At 61.3% G+C, this 18,308-nt stretch carries 19 protein-coding genes; 6 read left to right on the top strand and 13 right to left on the bottom strand.

Annotated elements, in window-relative coordinates; all coding sequences use genetic code 11:
• Positions 1-60 precede the first annotated feature (60 nt).
• The 4 genes from rpoH to ftsY form a co-directional block, all read right to left on the bottom strand.
• Complete coding sequence (rpoH, locus tag OJHNALOF_RS01880) at positions 61-918, bottom strand: RNA polymerase sigma factor RpoH (RefSeq protein WP_094201217.1); 858 nt, start codon at positions 916-918, stop codon at positions 61-63.
• A 176-nt stretch (positions 919-1,094) separates the two neighbouring features.
• Positions 1,095-2,045: a permease-like cell division protein FtsX gene (ftsX, locus tag OJHNALOF_RS01875; RefSeq protein WP_165660987.1), complete on the bottom strand. Its 951-nt coding sequence runs from the start codon at positions 2,043-2,045 to the stop codon at positions 1,095-1,097.
• A complete protein-coding gene (gene ftsE, locus OJHNALOF_RS01870) occupies positions 2,042-2,704 on the bottom strand; it encodes a cell division ATP-binding protein FtsE (protein WP_094201219.1) in 663 nt (220 codons plus the stop codon). The genes ftsX and ftsE overlap by 4 nt, the downstream gene beginning before the upstream one ends.
• Positions 2,705-4,588: a signal recognition particle-docking protein FtsY gene (gene ftsY, locus OJHNALOF_RS01865; RefSeq protein ID WP_165660986.1), complete on the bottom strand. Its 1,884-nt coding sequence runs from the start codon at positions 4,586-4,588 to the stop codon at positions 2,705-2,707.
• A 133-nt stretch (positions 4,589-4,721) separates the two neighbouring features.
• Between ftsY and rsmD the strand changes: the two genes are divergently transcribed.
• Positions 4,722-5,318 carry a 16S rRNA (guanine(966)-N(2))-methyltransferase RsmD gene (rsmD, locus tag OJHNALOF_RS01860; RefSeq protein WP_094201221.1) on the top strand — a complete coding sequence of 199 codons (597 nt, stop codon included), beginning with the start codon at positions 4,722-4,724 and terminating at the stop codon, positions 5,316-5,318.
• The gene (locus OJHNALOF_RS01855; protein ID WP_094201222.1) at positions 5,318-5,602 is read left to right on the top strand and encodes a DUF1145 domain-containing protein; all 285 of its coding nucleotides are present in this window, start codon (positions 5,318-5,320) and stop codon (positions 5,600-5,602) included. The genes rsmD and OJHNALOF_RS01855 overlap by 1 nt, the downstream gene beginning before the upstream one ends.
• Position 5,603: 1 nt before the next feature.
• On the opposite strand, the gene OJHNALOF_RS01850 is transcribed toward OJHNALOF_RS01855, so the two are convergent.
• Positions 5,604-5,924, bottom strand: a complete 321-nt coding sequence (locus OJHNALOF_RS01850; protein WP_094201223.1) for a DUF2007 domain-containing protein — start codon at positions 5,922-5,924, stop codon at positions 5,604-5,606.
• Between the two features lie 585 nt (positions 5,925-6,509).
• Here OJHNALOF_RS01850 and OJHNALOF_RS01845 point away from each other — a divergent pair.
• Positions 6,510-7,367 (top strand): sulfurtransferase, encoded by an 858-nt coding sequence (locus OJHNALOF_RS01845; RefSeq protein ID WP_165660985.1) that lies wholly within the window; start codon positions 6,510-6,512, stop codon positions 7,365-7,367.
• Positions 7,368-7,415: 48 nt separating this feature from the next.
• Here OJHNALOF_RS01845 and OJHNALOF_RS01840 read toward each other — a convergent pair whose 3' ends face one another.
• Positions 7,416-7,793: a YijD family membrane protein gene (locus tag OJHNALOF_RS01840; protein ID WP_094201225.1), complete on the bottom strand. Its 378-nt coding sequence runs from the start codon at positions 7,791-7,793 to the stop codon at positions 7,416-7,418.
• A 23-nt stretch (positions 7,794-7,816) separates the two neighbouring features.
• Positions 7,817-8,428 (bottom strand): HTH-type transcriptional repressor FabR, encoded by a 612-nt coding sequence (fabR, locus tag OJHNALOF_RS01835; protein WP_094201226.1) that lies wholly within the window; start codon positions 8,426-8,428, stop codon positions 7,817-7,819.
• A gap of 307 nt (positions 8,429-8,735) precedes the next feature.
• Between fabR and OJHNALOF_RS01830 the strand changes: the two genes are divergently transcribed.
• Complete coding sequence (locus tag OJHNALOF_RS01830) at positions 8,736-10,082, top strand: sodium-dependent transporter (RefSeq protein ID WP_165660984.1); 1,347 nt, start codon at positions 8,736-8,738, stop codon at positions 10,080-10,082.
• A gap of 566 nt (positions 10,083-10,648) precedes the next feature.
• Here the strand turns inward: OJHNALOF_RS01830 and OJHNALOF_RS01825 are convergent.
• The 4 genes from OJHNALOF_RS01825 to OJHNALOF_RS01810 all read right to left on the bottom strand — a co-directional run bounded on the left by OJHNALOF_RS01825 (position 10,649) and on the right by OJHNALOF_RS01810 (position 15,269).
• Positions 10,649-12,802, bottom strand: a complete 2,154-nt coding sequence (locus OJHNALOF_RS01825; RefSeq protein WP_206063528.1) for a S9 family peptidase — start codon at positions 12,800-12,802, stop codon at positions 10,649-10,651.
• 175 nt (positions 12,803-12,977) lie between these two features.
• A complete protein-coding gene (locus tag OJHNALOF_RS01820) occupies positions 12,978-13,292 on the bottom strand; it encodes a YdbL family protein (protein ID WP_240919616.1) in 315 nt (104 codons plus the stop codon).
• A gap of 10 nt (positions 13,293-13,302) precedes the next feature.
• Positions 13,303-13,485: a YnbE family lipoprotein gene (locus OJHNALOF_RS01815; protein WP_094201229.1), complete on the bottom strand. Its 183-nt coding sequence runs from the start codon at positions 13,483-13,485 to the stop codon at positions 13,303-13,305.
• Positions 13,482-15,269: a YdbH domain-containing protein gene (locus tag OJHNALOF_RS01810; protein ID WP_206063527.1), complete on the bottom strand. Its 1,788-nt coding sequence runs from the start codon at positions 15,267-15,269 to the stop codon at positions 13,482-13,484. The genes OJHNALOF_RS01815 and OJHNALOF_RS01810 overlap by 4 nt, the downstream gene beginning before the upstream one ends.
• A 68-nt stretch (positions 15,270-15,337) precedes the next feature.
• Between OJHNALOF_RS01810 and OJHNALOF_RS01805 the strand changes: the two genes are divergently transcribed.
• Positions 15,338-15,694, top strand: a complete 357-nt coding sequence (locus tag OJHNALOF_RS01805; RefSeq protein ID WP_165660982.1) for a DUF2500 domain-containing protein — start codon at positions 15,338-15,340, stop codon at positions 15,692-15,694.
• Here the strand turns inward: OJHNALOF_RS01805 and OJHNALOF_RS01800 are convergent.
• Positions 15,675-16,106 (bottom strand): DUF411 domain-containing protein, encoded by a 432-nt coding sequence (locus tag OJHNALOF_RS01800; protein ID WP_370462286.1) that lies wholly within the window; start codon positions 16,104-16,106, stop codon positions 15,675-15,677. The two genes, OJHNALOF_RS01805 and OJHNALOF_RS01800, sit on opposite strands and share 20 nt — an antisense overlap.
• 142 nt (positions 16,107-16,248) lie before the next feature.
• Between OJHNALOF_RS01800 and OJHNALOF_RS01795 the strand changes: the two genes are divergently transcribed.
• Positions 16,249-16,638, top strand: a complete 390-nt coding sequence (locus tag OJHNALOF_RS01795; RefSeq protein WP_165660981.1) for a SirB2 family protein — start codon at positions 16,249-16,251, stop codon at positions 16,636-16,638.
• 22 nt (positions 16,639-16,660) lie between these two features.
• On the opposite strand, the gene OJHNALOF_RS01790 is transcribed toward OJHNALOF_RS01795, so the two are convergent.
• Complete coding sequence (locus tag OJHNALOF_RS01790) at positions 16,661-18,211, bottom strand: M14 family zinc carboxypeptidase (protein WP_240919615.1); 1,551 nt, start codon at positions 18,209-18,211, stop codon at positions 16,661-16,663.
• Positions 18,212-18,308 lie beyond the last annotated feature (97 nt).

The following is an 18,308-nucleotide window of genomic DNA, read 5'->3' as shown; positions in this document are numbered from 1 at the left end:
GGAAAAAAGGCCCGCAAAGGGGCCTTGAATCACCGAAAATGTCATAAAGGGCCGGACAGCTTATGCGTCCATGGCGGCCTTCAGTTTTTTCAGGGCGGTTTTTTCCAGCTGGCGAATACGCTCGGCGGACACGCCGTATTCATCGGCCAGGCTCTGCAGCGTGGTCTTGTCGTCTTCGTCGAGCCAACGGGCCTGAATAATACGCTGGCTGCGTTCGTCCAGGGCGTTCAGGGCGGCACGCAGGCGGCTGCTGGCGGCCTGCTCCCAGTTGGCTTCTTCCACCTGGGTAGCCACGTCGGAGCTTTTGTCTTCCAGGTAGTGCACCGGGGCAAAGCTGCCTTCGCGCTCGTCGTCGTCTGAAGCTAGATCAAAGGCCTGATCCTGGGCGCTCATGCGGGATTCCATCTCCAGCACTTCAGAGGGCGACACGCCCAGATCCTCGGCAACCCGGTTGACTTCCTGCTGGTTGAACCAGCCCAGACGCTTTTTGGACTTGCGCAGGTTAAAGAACAGCTTGCGCTGGGCCTTGGTGGTCGCCACCTTGACCACGCGCCAGTTGCGCAGCACATATTCGTGAATTTCGGCCTTGATCCAGTGAACCGCAAAGGACACCAGACGCACGCCCACGGTCGGGTCGAAACGCTTGACCGCCTTCATCAGGCCGATGTTGCCTTCCTGAATAAGATCCGCCTGAGGCAAGCCGTAGCCGGCATAGCTCTTGGCGATATGCACCACGAAGCGCAGGTGCGACATCACCAGCTGGCGGGCCGAGGCCAGGTCGCCATCGTTCTGCAACCGCTCGGCCAGGGACTTCTCTTCCTCCGCGCTGAGCACGGGAATGGTGTTCACCGCCTGGATATAGGCCTCCAGGCTGCCCTGGGGAACCAGGGCAAAATGGCGCTGAAAATCTGTCGTCATCAAACTCGTGTTCATTACCTGACTCCGTGTGAACGGCTTCGGTTATTCCCCTGCAATGACTCTATCGACTTCGCCGGTCACATGCCGGCGAATGAAAATTTATGGATTCGCCATCAAAAGTCAAGGGAAGCACCGGGCTGTGCTGCCCCAATAAGACCACAGTCTGGCCGCAAGGTTCAAGCCGGCTCTATGGCTCTTATGTGACGGCGCACGGAAAAACCGGACGCCAGCAGGCTTAAAAGGGTTCCAGTCAGCACCAAAAGCAGGCTTTCGTTCAGTCCCAGCCCCAGCAGAGTAAAATCACTCTGGTACAGGGCCGCCAAGGCACTGACCTTGTGACTGAGCCAGAACACCATGACCAGGGTCAGCCACCAGGCCAGCAGACCGCCGATAATGCCGTACCACAGCCCCACATAGAGGAAGGGCCTGTGTATAAAGCCGTCGGTGGCGCCTACCAGCTTCATCACCTCGATCTCGTAACGGCAGCTGAGAATGTTGAGCCGCAGGGTGTTGCTCACCACCAGCAATACTCCGGCCAGCAACAGCACCGCCATGCCCACCACCGCCTGGCGCATCAGCTCCACAATGCCCGACAGCCGGGCCAGCCAGGCCATATCGAGCCGGGCCGTGGCCACCAAGGGCTCGGCGTTCATGTCGGCCAGCAGCAACTCGGCCATGTCGGGCTGGCGACCGCTTTCCGACAGGTTCAGGATCAGCACCGCCGGCAGCGGGTTTTGCTCTAGCAGATCGAGCGCCTCGGCAAAGCCGGCGGCGCCGCTGAAATCGGACAGGCCCTGCTCCGGGCTGATATAGGTAACCTTGTAAATCTCGCTCATGCCCTCAAGCCGGGTCTGAAACGCCTTGACCTGATCTTCAGCACTGTTTTGCTTGAGATAGAGACTGATCTGGGCCTGGCTCTGCCAGAAGCTGCTTACCGACTCGGCATTTTTCAGCAACACGTAGAAACTCGCCGGCAGCGCCAGGCTGACGCCGAGTACGGCAATGGTCATCAGCGAGCTGAGCGGCGTGCGCCACAGCTCACCCAGGCTGGCAAACAGCTGACGCAGGTGATCCACCCAGTACATGACCAGGCGCTGATGCCAGGTCAGCTTGTGAGTACCGCTCATACCACCTCCTCCTGCATGCGTCCGGCGTTCAGCCGCAGGGTGCGGTGGCGCTGGGAATTGATCAGGCCGGTATCGTGGGTGGCGATCAGCACGCTCACGCCAACCCGGTTAAAGGCTTCAAACAGGCGTAAAATGTCCATCGACAGCTCGGGATCCAGGTTGCCGGTAGGCTCGTCCGCCAGCAGCAGCAGCGGCTTGTTGACGATGGCCCGGGCAATGCCCACCCGTTGCTGCTCGCCCCCCGATAACATGGGCGGAAAGTAACGATCCTTGCCGTGCAGGCCAACCTTGTCGAGGGCGGCCGACACACGTCGCTGAATATCGTGATGGCTGTAGCCTTCAATCACCAGCGGCAATGCCACGTTGTCGAACACGGTGCGCCCCTGAATGAGGTGATGATCCTGAAAAATCATGCCGATGCGCCGACGCACAAAGGGAATGTCGCGGCGGGCAATGCGGCTGACGTTGCGGCCGTTGAAATAAACCTGGCCATCACTGGGCCGCTCCATCACGCTGATCAACTTGAGCAGGGTGCTTTTACCGGCCCCCGAATGGCCGGTGAGGTACGCCATTTCACCCTTCTCTAAATGAAAGCTGACCTTTTGCAGCGCCTGAAAGCCGCCACTGTATACCTTGCTAACCTGCTCGAAGCGGATCATTTAGTCTTCCCGGCTGAAAAGCGCCTCGATAAATTCGGAGGCATTAAAGGGACGCAAATCGTCGATTTTCTCGCCCACCCCGATATAGCGAATGGGAATGCCAAACTTGTCGGCCACGGCAAAGATAACGCCGCCCTTGGCGGTGCCGTCCAGCTTGCTCAGGGTGATGCCGGTAATGGGCACGGCGTCGTTGAAGATCTTGGCCTGGCTGAGGGCATTCTGGCCGGTGCCGGCATCCAGGGTGAGCATGATCTCGTGGGGCGCGGCAGGATCAATCTTCTGCATCACGCGCACGATCTTCTTCAGCTCCTCCATCAGGTGCGCCTTGTTCTGCAGGCGACCGGCGGTGTCGGCAATCAGCACGTCCACCTTGCGCGCCCTGGCGGCTTCCACGGCATCGTAAATCACCGAGGCGGCATCGGCGCCGGTGTGCTGGGCAATGACCGGAATGTCGTTGCGCTCGCCCCACACCTGCAGCTGCTCCACCGCGGCGGCGCGGAAGGTATCGCCGGCGGCCAGCATGACCGATTTACCCTCGGCCTGGAACTGGCGGGCCAGCTTGCCGATGGTGGTGGTCTTGCCCACGCCGTTCACACCCACCATCAGGATTACATAGGGCTTGTGTTCGCTGTTGATTTCCAGCGGCTGGTCGACCTTGGCGAGGATTTCCCCCATTTCTTCCTTCAGCAGCTCGTACAGGGCTTCACCGTCCTTGAGCTGCTTGCGACTGGCCTGGCTGGTGAGGTTGTCGATGATCGACATGGTGGTTTCCACCCCCAGATCGGCGGTGAGCAGCTGGGTCTCCAGCTCTTCAAACAGATCATCATCAATCTTTTTGCCCCGGAACAGGCCAAAGAAGCCCGAGCCCAGGTTTTGACGGGTTTTAAGCAATCCGGCCTTCAGGCGGGCAAAAAAGCCTTTTTTCGGGGTCTTTTCAGCCTGAGCGGCGGCTTCGGCGGCCAGACGCTCCTGTTCTTCCGCCTCCTGCGCCAGGCGCTCCTGCTCGGCCGCTTCCGCTTCAGCGGCCAGCCGGGCTTCTTCTTCCACTGCCTGCCGGGCAGCTTCCTCGGCCTGTTCCGCAGCCAGCCGCGCTTCTTCCGCGGCTTTCGCTTCGGCCGCCAGCCGCGCCTCTTCCGCGGCCTTGGCTTCGGCCGCCAGCCGTGCTTCTTCCGCGGCCTTGGCTTCGGCCGCCAGCCGTACTTCTTCCGCGGCTTTCGCTTCGGCCGCCAGCCGTGCTTCTTCCGCGGCCTTGGCTTCGGCCGCCAGCCGCGCTTCTTCCGCGGCCTTGGCTTCGGCCGCCAGCCGTGCTTCTTCCGCGGCCTTGGCTTCGGCCGCCAGCCGCGCTTCTTCCGCGGCCTTGGCTTCGGCCGCCAGCCGTGCTTCTTCCGCGGCCTTGGCTTCGGCCGCCAGCCGCGCTTCTTCCGCGGCCTTGGCTTCGGCCGCCAGCCGTGCTTCTTCCGCGGCCTTGGCTTCGGCCGCCAGCCGCGCCTCTTCCGCGGCCTTGGCTTCGGCCGCCAGCCGTGCTTCTTCCGCGGCCTTGGCTTCGGCCGCCAGCCGCGCCTCTTCCGCGGCCTTGGCTTCGGCCGCCAGCCGCGCTTCTTCCGCGGCCTTGGCTTCGGCCGCCAGCCGTGCTTCTTCCGCGGCCTTGGCTTCGGCCGCCAGCCGCGCCTCTTCCGCGGCTTTGGCCTCGGCCGCCAGCCGTGCATCTTCCGCCCGGGCCTCGGCTTCCTGTTGCTTCAGCTGCGCTTCCACTTCCGCGCCATGACCGGCTTCCGCTTCGGATTCCACCGCATCATGAGGTGTTTGCTGTTCCTGTGGTTCTTCCGGCTGCTCGTCTTTCTTTTTGCCAAAGCCCAGCCAGGAGAAAAAACCTTTTTTCGCCATTATTGCCAATACTCGCTGTTGTTCGGGACGATTAGGACTGGCCGTGATTCGGCCGCTTCATTAGAATGTTCGTCCCTTAATGGGGCACAAAACCGCCTTATACTAGCACTTTATTGAAAGACGGCGAAACGAGATGGCAAAAGCAAAACCGGCAAAAAAAACCGCTGCGGCCAGCGGCCAGATTCGGCTTATCGGCGGCCAGTGGCGCGGGCGAAAATTGCCGGTATTACACAGTGAAGGACTCAGACCGACCACGGACAGGGTCAAGGAAACCCTGTTCAACTGGCTGATGTTTGATATTCGCGATCGGCGTTGCCTGGATCTGTTTGCCGGCAGCGGCAGCCTGGGCTTTGAGGCCCTGTCCCGTTACGCCGCCGAGGTGGTGATGGTGGAAAAAGACGCCGCCGTAGCCGGCCAGCTGAAACGCAACCTGGCTACCCTGCCGGCGGCACCGGGCGCTGTGGTACAGGCCGATGCCGTGCAATTTTTGCAACAGCCGGCAACGCCCTTTGATGTGGTGTTTCTCGATCCGCCCTTTCATCAGGAACTTCTGCCCAAAGTCTGCGAACGGCTTGAAAACCACGGCTGGCTCGCCGATGACGCCCTTGTCTATATCGAACGGGAGCAGGGGCTGGCATTGCCCACCCTGCCCACCAACTGGAGCCTGCTGAAAGACAAGCAGGCCGGCCAGGTCAGTTATCAACTCTACCAAAGGGAGCAAGTGAAATAATGAAGGTACTCAACCTGCTGATGCGGCTGGTAATGCTGGTGTTCTGGGCCGGTATTATTTACGCCCTGGTCGGCCCCGGTTTTGAAGAAGCCGGCTCCATGCCGCTGATCCTCGGCGCCGTGGTGCTGGTCATGCATGTATTGCAAATGCTGATGTTGAAACAGGTTGCCAGCCTGCTGAATCCCGGCGCCGGCGATTACCTGGAGGTGCTGGTGTTCGGCTCCTTTGCCATGCACCGCCACCGTGCCCGCCTGAAAGCACTGAGCGAACAGCAAAAGCGCTGAGTTATTGCTCCGGGCCTTCGGGTCCGGAACCACACCGCCAGCAGATCTCAAAACTGGCGTCGTTTTCCTCGCCGCAGCTCCCGCAATGCCAGGTCCCCTGGCTCTTTCGCTGATAATCCTGTAAGAACGTTCGCGCCCGCTGCCAGTCTTTTTCCTGCACCAGCAGGGTGACCTGGGCCACGTCCATGGGCAGCTCACCGAGCGCCCCCGCCAGGGCCTCTCCCTGAAGCTTTACCGCCATGCCACGGCTTTCCAATGCCCCCTTGAGGGTATGTGCCTCCAGGCTATGAGCCGCCTGATATACCGGTATCCAGTCGTTCATTCATTCCCTTCCGAACAGGCAATAGAAAAAGGGGGTGACATCATGTCACCCCCTTTTGGGTTGTCGTATGGTTAATCCTTAAACCAAGTTGCTCCCTGCAATCCCTGACAATACCTTTTCCTTAAGGTGATCCTCTTACCGTTCCGTCGGCGTGTCCTTTTGGTCATCCTGACCGCAGTTCATCCTGAGCTGCTAGACTGTCTCCGTCCTGGGAGGTGTCCCTTACCGCATCCTGCGGGGTTCCTTTCGCCTTTCCTGGCAGCCGGTCCATCCTGACCAACTTCCTTGCTCCTTGCCCTTCTAACTATAGGGAACTTTCATTTTGCCTCAAGCGGCCACACCGCCGAAAAAAGCCCGGTGTCACCATCAATAATATGAAAAACAAATACAACACACTGTTTATAAAAACAAAATTAAAAACACCCTGGCCGTGGTCCGCAAACGAAAACGCCTTTTCCCACAATCAAAGTAAGAGATCTCGCACACGAGGCCAGGGCATTATCGTTACGCGTTGGGCGGGTAACAAAACGGTGGCGCCCCCGTTGCGGCTTCCTTAGGATTAACTTGTCTATTAAGGGAGGTTTTATGAACAAACTGGAATTACCGTCGGCACTGGTGGAACCACAATGGCTGGCTCGGCATTTGAACCACCCCGACCTGGTGGTGCTGGATGCCAGCTGGCACATGCCCGCCAGCGGCCGTAATGGCGTTGAGGAATGGCAACAGCGGCGCATTCCCGGCGCCCGCTTCTTTGATTTCGACGGCCGTATCAAGGATCAGCATGCCAGCCTGCCCCATATGCTGCCCGACGAGACCTTGTTCTCGGCCGAGGTCTCGGCCCTGGGCATCGGCAACCATCAGGCCATAGTGATCTACGACAGCCTGGGTATCTTTGCCTCCCCCCGGGCCTGGTGGATGTTTCGCGCCATGGGCCATGACAGGGTAGCCGTACTCAACGGTGGCCTGCCCGCCTGGCAAAGTGAGGGACTGCCCCTGGAACAGGAAACGCCCGCCGCCATTGAACCCGGCCACTTCACCGCCCGGCGCCAGCCTCAATGGATTGCCGATGCCTCCGACGTGGAGCGGGCGTTGCAGGACAAGGGCAGCCGAGTGCTGGACGCCCGCAGCCGCGAGCGTTTCAGCGGTGCCGCCGCCGACCCCCGCCCCGGCGTACGCCCCGGCCATATGCCCGGCGCCGCTTGCCTGCCCTTTAACGAGCTGCTTGAACAGGGCCGCCTGCTGCCGGCCGACCGGCTGGCCGACACCTTCTCGCCGCTGGTAAAAGCCGAGCAAAGGCTGGTGTGCAGCTGCGGCTCCGGCGTGACCGCTGCCATTCTGGCCCTGGGGGCCGAGCTGGCCGGTTACGACCAGATCGCCGTGTATGACGGCTCCTGGGCCGAATGGGGGGGCTCGGCCCACCTGCCGGTGGAGCAGGACGCCTGAAACAAAAAACCCGCCAAAATGGCGGGTTTTTACGCTTGAGCGCGAAGCTTACTTTTCGGCTTCGGCCTTGGGGGCCGGACGCTCGGCCACACCCAGCTTGATCGCCAGCCAGATCACCAGTACCAGGGTGATCATCACCGACAGGTAGTTGGTGCCCATTTCCGGGAACTGGGTACGCAGAAAGGCAGAGTAACCAAACACGCCGATCAGAAAGCTCAACAGGGCACACACCGGGGTGTCGCCTTCCATGGGAACGCTCAGATATTCCTGATACAGCATGTGCGCAGCCAGCACCAGCGAGATAATGGGGAAAATGGAAAACGCCAGCTCACTCACGCTCAGGGTAGCCAGGGTGGCATTGCCACACAGGCCCACAAGCAGCGCCAGCAATATGGGTTTACGGCGAATGTTCTTGTTTCCAGACATAGTGATCCTTCCTGATTTAAGGCCTATAGCCGTTTTGCCTTGTTGTATGCATCTGCGCCCTTGGCGATCATGCGCAGTTGCAGAATCATGCGTTCCGCCAGCACGGCACGCTCCTGTTCGTTCATGTCCAGCGCATCGGCGCCGGCACTGAACACTATGGTGACCATGGCCTGAGCCTGGGCCTCGGCATAGCCACGGCTGGTTTTCTGCTTTTCTTCCAGGTAGTCGGTCAATTCGGCGGTGAAATGCTGAATTTCCCGCGCCACCGCCTGCCGAAAAGCCGCCGAGGTGCCCGACCGTTCCCGCAACAACAGCCGGAACACATCGGGGCTGCCGTCGATAAATTCCATAAAGGTCTTTACCGAAATCTGAATCACGCTGCCGCCATCGGCAATGCGCTGGCGCGCCTGACGCATGAGCTGACGCAGGGTCAGTCCGCCTTCATCCACCAGGGTCAGACCCAGCTCCTCCATGTCCTTGAAATGACGATAAAAGGAGGTGGGCGCCAGCCCGGCTTCCCGGGCCACTTCCCGCAGGCTCAGGCTGGAAAAACTGCGCTCGGCACTCAACTGGCGAAAGGCAGCGTCAATCAGAGACCGTCGGGTCTTCTCTTTCTGTTCTGCGCGAACGCCCACGGCACACCATGCTTAAAACGTTAATGACGGAATCATACCCTGTTGCGCCGAAGCGGTCAGCCCCGATGGGGCAATTTGTGATTGGCCGCATTCGGACGTCCGTTTTCGCCACCGCGGCCGACCGGCAACTGCCCCGTTGCATGGCCGTTTGAGCCCTATCTTTTACCCTTGAACGGGCCCTTACCCCTATCGCCTTCTGAACATTCCGGTTTTCTTTGACAAAAACTCTGCAAAACTCCATAGTCTTCGCCATTTTATATCGAAGCAAACTGTACATTAATATTTACAGCATCAGGAGCAAGCGAACGTGAACGCAAGGGCGCAATTCAGCAGCAAGCTGGGATTCGTGATGGCCGCCGCCGGCTCGGCCATCGGCGTGGGCAATATCTGGGGCTTTCCCACTCAGGCGGCCAGCAACGGCGGCGGTGCCTTTCTGCTGATGTATCTGCTGATGATACTGCTGCTGGGCTACCCCATGCTGGTGGCCGAAATTACCATAGGCCGTCACGGCCAGGCCGGCCCTTTTCACGCCCTGCAAAAGCTTACCAAGGGCCCCGGCCGGGCCATTGCCGGCCTGGTAGGGCTGGCGGCGGTACTCACCGTCAGCCTGATCTTCACCTTTTACGCCATTGTCTCGGGCTGGTTTATCGCCTACGCCCTGGAGCCGGTCGCCGGCCTGCTGGGACAGGATGCCGCCGCCACCTGGCTCACCGGCTTTTCCACCGCTCGCAACCTGGTGTTTACCCTGGCCTTCGCCCTGCTCAGCCTTTATGTCGTGAGCCGAGGGCTGGAGCAGGGCATTGAAAAGTGGTCGAGCCGGCTGATGCCACTGCTGCTGCTGATGCTGGTGCTGCTCACCGGCTATATGCTGACCCAGCCCGGGGCCGGCGAGGGCCTGAAGGCCTACCTGGTGCCCGACTTCTCTCGCGTGCTGAACCGGGACGTGCTGATCGGCGCCCTGGGCCAGAGCTTCTTCTCCCTGTCGCTGGGGGCGGCGGTGATGATGCTGTACGGCTCCTACCTCAGCCGTCGGTCCAGCATTCCGGCACTGGCGGCCCAGGTGACCCTGCTCGACACCAGCGTGGCCTTCCTTGCCGGCCTGCTGATTTTGCCGGCCATGTATGTGGCCCAGCACAACGGCGTGGCCATTTTCGCCGAAGACGGCAGCCTGCTGAGCTCCGACACCCTGGTGTTCTCGGTGCTGCCGGCACTGTTCGAAACCATGGGCCAGGCCCAGTACCTGATCGCCTTTGCCTTTTTCGTACTGATGATAGTGGCGGCGCTGACCTCTTCCATCTCCATGCTGGAAGCGCCGGTGTCGCTGGCCATTGAGAGCACCGGCCTGTCACGACTCAAGGCCACCTGGCTGATGACCGCCCTGTGCACCCTGGTAAGCGTGATCATCGTGTTCAACTTCGGCAGCCTGTTTGGCCTGGTGATCACCCTGACCACCCAGTACGCCCAGCCCCTGGTAAGCCTGTGCATCACCATTTACGCCGGCTGGGTGTGGCAGCGCAACAAGGTGCTGGCCGAACTCAAGTCCGGCTGCCCCGATGTGGAGCAGGGCCTGTTCTGGAAAATCTGGCCCTGGTACGTGCGCTTTGTGTGCCCGGTGCTGGTGCTGGTGGTGATCATTCAGTCCATCGGCGGCTGAACGCCCTGCACTCCCCAAACACAAAAGGGCCGCAATGCGGCCCTTTTGTGTTGTTGACTGATAATTCGGTGCAAATACGAAGCACCAGCAGGGTTACCCCCACCGACACGCTTCAGTGGCTGCCACTCACGATAAAAGCCTGCTGCGAGCATACTTAATGTTCGATCAGGCTTTTATCGTTCGTCACGGCGAGCAAGCTCGCCCCCATGGACGCTCGGAAAATGTATCTGACCGCCATGGATGGCGGGAATGCCGAAAATGCAGGAGCAATTATTCGGCCATGGCATTTGACGGTCGGTTACGGCAATCCCTGCTGTTGCTCCGCTTAATATAAGCGCCGCATGTTAAACAGCGTCTGGCAACTCGGTGCCGAACAAGGAGGACAAAGGGTATCTGCTTTGCCGCACTCTCTGCGCCAAGGATGGCGCAGTGAAGCCTACATGGATGTATTCACGGCGTGTCGGCGAAGTAGTGTGCTTTGGCCGACGGTATTGCACGGCCAAACCGTGTACTAAAAAGCAAAAGGGCCGCTATGCGGCCCTTTGTGTTTTTCTCTTGCAGGTAAATCAGCGCGTGACTTCGTCGTCCGGGGCATGCAGGCCGGCGGCCAGGTGACTGCCCTGCTCTTCATCGGCCAGCGCCAGCAGAAAGGCGTATTCCCGGGCCAGCTCGTGATAAGACTCAAAGCGGCCGGACTTGCCGCCGTGACCGCTGTCCATGTCGCAGTGCAGCAACAGCAGGTTGTCGTCGGTCTTCATCTCGCGCAGCTTGGCCACCCATTTGGCCGGCTCCCAGTACTGCACCTGGGAGTCGTGCAGGCCGGTGGTCACCAGCATGTTGGGATAGGCCTGAGGCTGCACCTGATCGTAAGGGCTGTACGACTTCATGTAGTGGTAATAGTCGGCGTCGTTGGGGTTGCCCCACTCGCCGTATTCGCCGGTAGTGAGCGGAATCGACTCATCCAGCATGGTGGTAACCACGTCCACAAAAGGCACCGCCGCCACCACGCCCTTGTACAGCTCGGGAGCCATGTTGACCACGGCGCCCACCAGCAGGCCACCGGCGCTGCCGCCCGAGGCAAACACCCTGTCCTTGTCGCCATACCCCTGTTGTACCAGGGATTGGGTCACGTCGATAAAGTCGTGAAAGGTGTTCTGCTTGCTCATCAGCCGCCCCTGATCGTACCAGTCCCGGCCCAACTCCTCGCCGCCACGCACATGGGCAATGGCATAGACAAAACCCCGGTCAAGCAGGCTCAGGCGCGCGCTGCTGAAGTCCGGATCCATGCTGGCGCCGTAGGAGCCGTAGGCATACACCAGCAGCGGGTTGCTGCCGTCGTGCTGAAACTTGTCGGCCCGGTACACCAGCGACACCGGCACTTTGGCGCCGTCCCGGGCGGTCACCCAGACCCGTTCGCTGCGGTAGTCGTCGGCATTGAAATGCTCACCCACATACTGCTGCTTGAGCTCGCGCCGCTCCTGGGTATCCATGTTCACTTCATAGATGGTGACCGGTCGGGTCATGGAGGAATAGCCGTAGCGCAGCCAGGGGGTGTCGGCCTCGGGGTTAGTACCCATCCAGCTCACATAGGCCGGATCGTCAAACTGGATCTGGCGCTCGCTGCCGTCGTTGCGGTTAATCTGACGCAGGTGCAGCAGGCCTTCGCGGCGCTCTTCCAGCACCAACCAGTCGCGAAACAGGGCATAGCCTTCCAGCAGCACGTCATCCCGGGCGGGAATGACCGGCTGCCACTGCTCGGGGGCATTGGCCTTGTCGGTCACATAGAGGCCAAAGTTGGCACCGTCCTTGTTGGAACGTACGTAAAGCCGCCCCTGATAATGCTCCAGATCGTACTCGTGGCCGTGCTGGCGGGCCATAAACAGCTCGGGCTCGGCGTCGGGCTGGTCGGCAGGGATCATGCGCACTTCGCTGGCGTCGGTATTCCAGGCGCCGATGAAAATCACCTCGCCGGAGCGGCTCTTGTAAAGGCTGGTGTAGAAGCTGCTGTCCGCTTCTTCGTGCACCAGCACGTCTTCACTCTGCGCGGTGCCAAGCCGGTGGCGGTACACCTGAAACGGCAACAGGGTACTGTCGTCCTGTTTCACGTAAAACAGGGTTTTGCCGTCTTTGGCCCACACCAGGTTGCCGGAGGTGTTTTCCAGCACTTCGGGGTAAAGTTCACCGGTTTCCAGCGACTTGAAGCGGATCTGATACTGGCGCCGGGACAAAAAGTCTTCCGAAAACGCCAGGGTTTGCTGATCCGGGCTGACCGCCATCTGGCCCTGGCCGTAATAGGCCTGGCCTTCGGCCCGCTGGTTGCCGTCGAGCAACACTTCCACTCGCTCCGGGTTGCTCTCGGGGTAACGCTCGGCAATGCCGTACTCCTGGCCTTGCTGATAACGGGTGCGGTACCACCAGCCCTGCTTCAGGTAAGGCACGCTGTTGTCGTCCTGGCGAATACGCGCCACCATTTCCTGAAACAGTTTTTCCTGCAGCTCATCCAGCGGCGTGAGCACTTGCTCACTGTACTGATTTTCCTGCTCCAGATAGGCAATCACTTCGGGATCATCACGCTCGTCGTCGCGCATCCAGTGATAGTTGTCCACGCGCACGTCGTCGTGGTTGCTGAGCAGGTGGGGAATTTTTTTGGCGACTGGCGGTTTCACTTCCACGTCGGTTCCTTTGGCATAGGGTTTGGCACACGCCACCCATGCTAACATCAGGCAAAGCCTTACCCTATTACGCACACGTCACTCCTTTTCGGTCCGCACAAAAAACGACCAAATCATATCTACAGAATACGCCGCCAGCCAGAAAAACCGGTGAAAAATGCCAAATAAAACGGAAAGGAAATTCAAATGAAGCCGCGTTATGCGGCTTTTTCAGGGGAAGTGATCACTTACGTTGCCAGCGACCATCGGCCAGCTGCACATACTGGCCGCTGGGGGTACGCTCAATATTGAGCTGGCCGGCGCGGGCCTGCACCACCGCCAGGCTGGTGCCGGTCTTGCGGGCGATGTCCCGGTAGCTTTCCAGCCGCTTGCGGTTAATGTCGCTGGCAACGGCGTTAACCTGGCCGCCGCCCTGCACCACGCCCACCAGGCCGTTGAGTTGTTCACCGATAAGTCCCTGCCGTTTGGCCTGCTGCAGATCCAGCGCCCAGGCCGACAGGCTCAGGGTTGCCGCCAAAATCATAGCCAACCATCGCATATCAACCTCCTCAGAACAGCTCCTGCTCTTGCTCAAACAGTTTTTCCAGCTCCCGGTCCACCCGCACGCGAATCTCGTGATCCACCTTGACGTTCAGGTTCACCGTGATCGGCTTGTCGGGTACCACGACCTCCACCCTGGGAGTGCAGGCCGCCAGCCACAGGCTCCAGAACACCAGGATTGCTACTCTCATTCGTTGCTTCCCCCTTGCAGCCCGGCCGGCAGCCGCTCGCTCAGTTGCTCGGCAAAACGCAGGCTCGTCAGCAACTGTAACAGGTTTTCCTCGTGCCGGTAATTGAAGTTGACCGGGTGCAGGCGCTCGCCCACCGGCGCCTGGCCCCGCAACCGGCTCACGATAACCGCATCCCCCTTCGGGGTCATGGCCAGTTCGGCCTCCAGCCGGTGGTAACGCAAATCCTTGAGCATACCCAGGGTCAGGGCGAGGGACAGGTTGTCCTCGGCGGCACCAAGCAGGGTGTCGGCGGCCTGGTAGGACACCCAGCCGTCATCGCCCCACAACCGGCCATTCTCCACGCTGAAACGGCCGTCAAACACAAAGGGCAGCCGGCCATGCAGGTCGCCGTCGCCGGTCAGTCCCGGCAGCGCCGCCAGGCTCAGCAACTGCGCCAGGGAGATGTCCTGCAAATGCAGCTCACCCCGGGAGTGTGCTCCCAGTTTCATCGGAGACAACGCCAGCCGCCCGTCCAATACACGCCCGGTGAGTCCCGCCAGCCAGAACGCATTGTTGCGCCAGTCCAGGGCGGCGTGAATATTCGTGACCGGCACCCCGGTGTTGAGCTCACCGATGGTCAGGCCACTGCCCGGACTCAACACCAACCCCTGGCGCCGCCACCCCAGACCCAGTTGTCCGGTCACGCCCTGCGCCCGCACCTCGCCCAGCCCCAGATCACCGTCACTCAGGGCCAGATCCAGGGTCACCGGCCGAGTGGCATCCAGCAGGTTGCCGGCCCGGCCCGACAACGTCAGTTCACCGCCGCTGACTGTGGCCACCGGCAGGTTCAGCCAGCCCTGCAGCCAGCCGGTCACCGCCGCCAGCGGCAGTGACTGTTCGGGCAACTGCAGGGCCAGGCCGCCCTGACGCCGCCAGTAACCGCTTACTTTCACTTGCGGGTTCAGCCGCAAGGTCAGCTCACCTTGTTGATGATCGGTCAGGCTCAGCTCCAGCCGGCCACCGGGAAGGCCTTGCTGCTGCCAACGGCCGTCTCGCCAGCTCAGGGTCCAGTGGCCAACGCCAGTCAGGGGAAGGGCCCGAGTCGGACGCAGGCTCAGGTCGCGCAGCCGCCCTTGAGGCCAGGACAGCTTCGACAGGCTCAGGCGGGAAGCGGGCTGCCAGTACCAGCCCTGCTCACCCTGCGCCAGCCGCCCCCGCAGTCGCAGTTGGCCCGCGAACGGCGCCGGCAGCGCCGTGCTCGCGTTCAGTTGCAGGTCCTGCCCGGGCTTCCACTCGCCTTCCATGGCCACCAGCCCGGTCAGGGCCGGCAACAGCAGCGAACCCGGCAGGGTGCCCCGCCAGCGCCAGCCGCCATCCCGGGGCGTCAGCAACAGGGTCAGCTCACCGCCGCCGGTCTGCCAGTCAATGAACATGCCGGCCTCATCGCGGCGCAACCGGGCCGGCCCGGTCAGCTCGCCCTGAGGCAGGTACAGCACCAGACGTTCAATGGCAAAATCGACCGGCGGCAGGGTCAGCAGCAACGACAGGGCATCCCGCTCCCCTTCCGTGCCCTGATTACCACTGCGGGAACAGGTGAGATCCAGACTGAGCCGCGCCAGCCGGCCGGAAATGCCGCCGTCGCGCCAGTGCAGTTCAAAGCCCTGTGCCCGCTCCCGCGGACAGGCGGGCACATGAGCCCGCTCCAAGCGGGCACTCAGCTCCAGCCAGGACGGCAGCACCTGCGCGCCCCCTGACACCGGCCAGAGCAACAGGGCGGCCATCAAGCCGCAAACAATGCCCCTCATGGCAAAAATCCACTTGCGCCGCTTGGCACAGGTTTTAAGCTGAAGCCAGTGACAGGGAGGAAGCCATCATGGACACCTTTGTGCTCTGGGCCATTATCATCATCGCCTTCGTGGTGATTGGCCGGCAGCTGTACCGGCGTTTCTACGACCATATTCAGCCTCAACACAGCCTCAAGGTAGTGATCACCGGCAAACAGATGCGGGAATTCATGGGCCGCACCCGCCAGGAAGACACCGAGATGCCGCCGCCCCGGGTGAATTACTATGTCAGTTTTCGACCCCAGAGTGGCGGCCGGGAGCGGGAGTTTCAGGTTAGCGAGCACCTCTATGAGCGGCTTGAGCCCGACAGCACCGGTACCCTGGTGATCCAGGGCCGGCGCTTTATCGCCTTTGAGCCGGACGACGTTATCCTGGATAACGACTGAATACCGCGGTCTCGCCCTGACGGTCAATGCTCAGCACCTCGTAGGGGGAGCCGGGAATGTCCATGCCCGGCGCACTCTGGGGCATGCCGGGAATGGTCAGGCCATGCACCTCGGGGCGTTGTTGCAGCAGCCGTTTCACATCCGCCGCCGGCACATGGCCCTCGATGACATAGCCACCCACATGGGCGGTATGGCAGGACGCCAGTTCCTGTTTGACCCCGGCCCGCACCTTGACGGCTCCCATGTGCTCGGTGTCAATGCTGTTGACCTCAAAGCCGGCCTCGCGCATGTGCTCCACCCAGCCTTCGCAGCAACCGCAGGTGGGCGACTTGTACACGGTCACCGGGCCGGTAACTGCCATGACCGGGGTGGCCAGCAGCAGGGTCAGACTCAGCAGGCTGTTTTTCATCATGATTTCTCCTGGTCGCGCAACCATATTGTGCAATCACTCCAGACTACCAAATCACGCCGGCAGCGTCCCGGCCCTTGGTATTCAGGCCGGCGCCAAACGGTTATGCTAGCCGCCCTGATAACAACATAACTCTGGAGTCACCATGTCCTATCTTGCCGTCAAGCACGCGCACATGATGTTCGCCCTTATCAGCATTGTGCTGTTTATGCTGCGGGCCTGGCTGGCCGTGCCGTCCCCGGCTCGGGTCAGCAACAAGCTGCTGAAGATTCTGCCCCATATCGTCGACACCCTGCTGCTGCTGTGCGGCATCTGGCTGGCGGTGCAGATCAATCAGGCGCCCTTTGGCAACAGCCCCTGGCTGACCGCCAAGGTGGTGGGCCTGGTGCTGTATATTGTGGTCAGCACCATCGCCATTAAACGCGGCAAGACCCGGCAGCAACGGCTGGCGGCGGCGCTGGCTTCCATCGCCATCTTTGCCTATATCTACGGCGTCGCCGTGAGTAAGTCACCCCTGTCCTGGCTGGCACTGTAATACCCCGCGCCCGACGTTATCCTTATTTTCTAACGTCGGGCGCCGTGGGCCATACCGGAAACACCGGAAAGTCGCCCGGCGCCAGCCAGCTCCAGCCCGCTTCCTGATACAGGGCGTTGACGGAGCGCGGATCCAGCATCAGCGCCGCCAGCGGCGCCAGGGGCTGATCCATGGGCACCAGCAAATCCCCCGGCCCCAGCCTCACCGATCCGGCTTGAGAAGCCACCTGTACCCGCCACTTTTCACGCACACCGGTTCGGCGTTCGATGGGGGGCAGCAACGCCTCGATGAGCAGGCGCTCGGCACGCACCACTTGCGGCGCACTCAGGGTGCTGAAACGAATATGGTGATGATGCAGCCAGCGCGCCATGCGCTCCCGCTCCCGGGTCACCGCATAGGCCGGCGGCAGCGTCACCGGCTCGCCGGCCATGATGCGGTTTTGATTGATAAAGGCATGAAAACGGCGCTCGCCGTCGGTCATCCGTACCAGCGGCAACCACAGCTCAGGCTGTTCGGGGTTGCGTTCAAAGCGTATATCCATCCACAGGGTACGGCCATTCTCGGCCTGCGAGCGCCAGCCGGTGCGCGCCCGACGTGTCAGGGGCACCAGTCGTGAAGCCTCGTCGGCGGTCAGCCGCAACAGGGTCAGCAGGGCCAGGTGCTGCTTGCGCACCCGCTCGGCAATATTGCGCGGCGTGGCATAACTTCCGGCCTTGTGATCCAGCCGGCTTTCGATCAGCACAGATACCCGCCCCTGCAGGGCGGCGTAATTGCGCAGGTTGGTAATGCCCAGTCCGCCCCGGGCCACCCCCTGCCCCAGGCGCGTGATCTCGCCCCGGTAGGGCGCGGCTTCAAGCCCTTCCAGGGTCACCCGCCGTATCAGCGCCGGCAGCAAGTGGTGCTCGGTGTAGTCGCGCAGGGGGCCGTCGATGTTGGGGTTGTTGCCGACTTCGAACTGGGTTTCCACGTCGGTCAGCCAGCCCTGCTCCCGAGTGAGCTGGCGCTTCCAAATGCCGGACTCGTGAGAGTCATAAACCAGATCCGGGTCAAAACGGTGCAGGGCATTGACCAGCAAGCGGGTTTCGCCGGCGGCCAGAGCCACATAATCGATATTGGTGTTGTCATCGTTGGCATTGTGGCGGCGGGACAGATCCCGTCCGTCCGGATTGGCCATGGCCACCAGCACCAGGTTCAGTCGTGCCAGCAGCCCGTCGTGCTCACCGCTCAGCAGTTCCCGGGCCAGCTGCTGCACCGCTTCCGCCCCCGCCGGCTCGTTACCGTGCTGGGCCGCCAGCACCATTACCGTGGCCTTGCCCGGCTCGGGCCGCTGCGCCTGCAAAAAGGCCGGCGACGACGACACCAGCAGGGCGTCAATGGGCCGGCCGCCGGCGGAATCCCCCAGGGGCACCAGTCGAGCCTGTTCATGGCCGTCGGCCAACGCCACAAGGTACTGACGAATGTCGCGACTGTCGGGCAACACCATAAATTCGCTTTTTTCAAAGGGGGTTGGCGCGACCGGCACGCCCCACACCAGGCTTGCCCACAGCGCCATCAGGACGGTCAGACACCTCATGACGACTCCGTAAAGGTTCAGTTATTTCAGTAAGTTATAGAGCCATTTCAAGCGTTTCCACAAGGCCGTCATCACGTCAGAAACAGTCCCGAAAACT

Origin of the sequence: Oceanimonas sp. MB9 (assembly GCF_011319775.1) — a bacterium.
GTDB classification, from domain to species: domain Bacteria; phylum Pseudomonadota; class Gammaproteobacteria; order Enterobacterales; family Aeromonadaceae; genus Oceanimonas; species Oceanimonas doudoroffii.
Note: the sequence above shows the minus strand (reverse complement) of the source record. Positions and strands in the feature narration are given on the sequence as shown.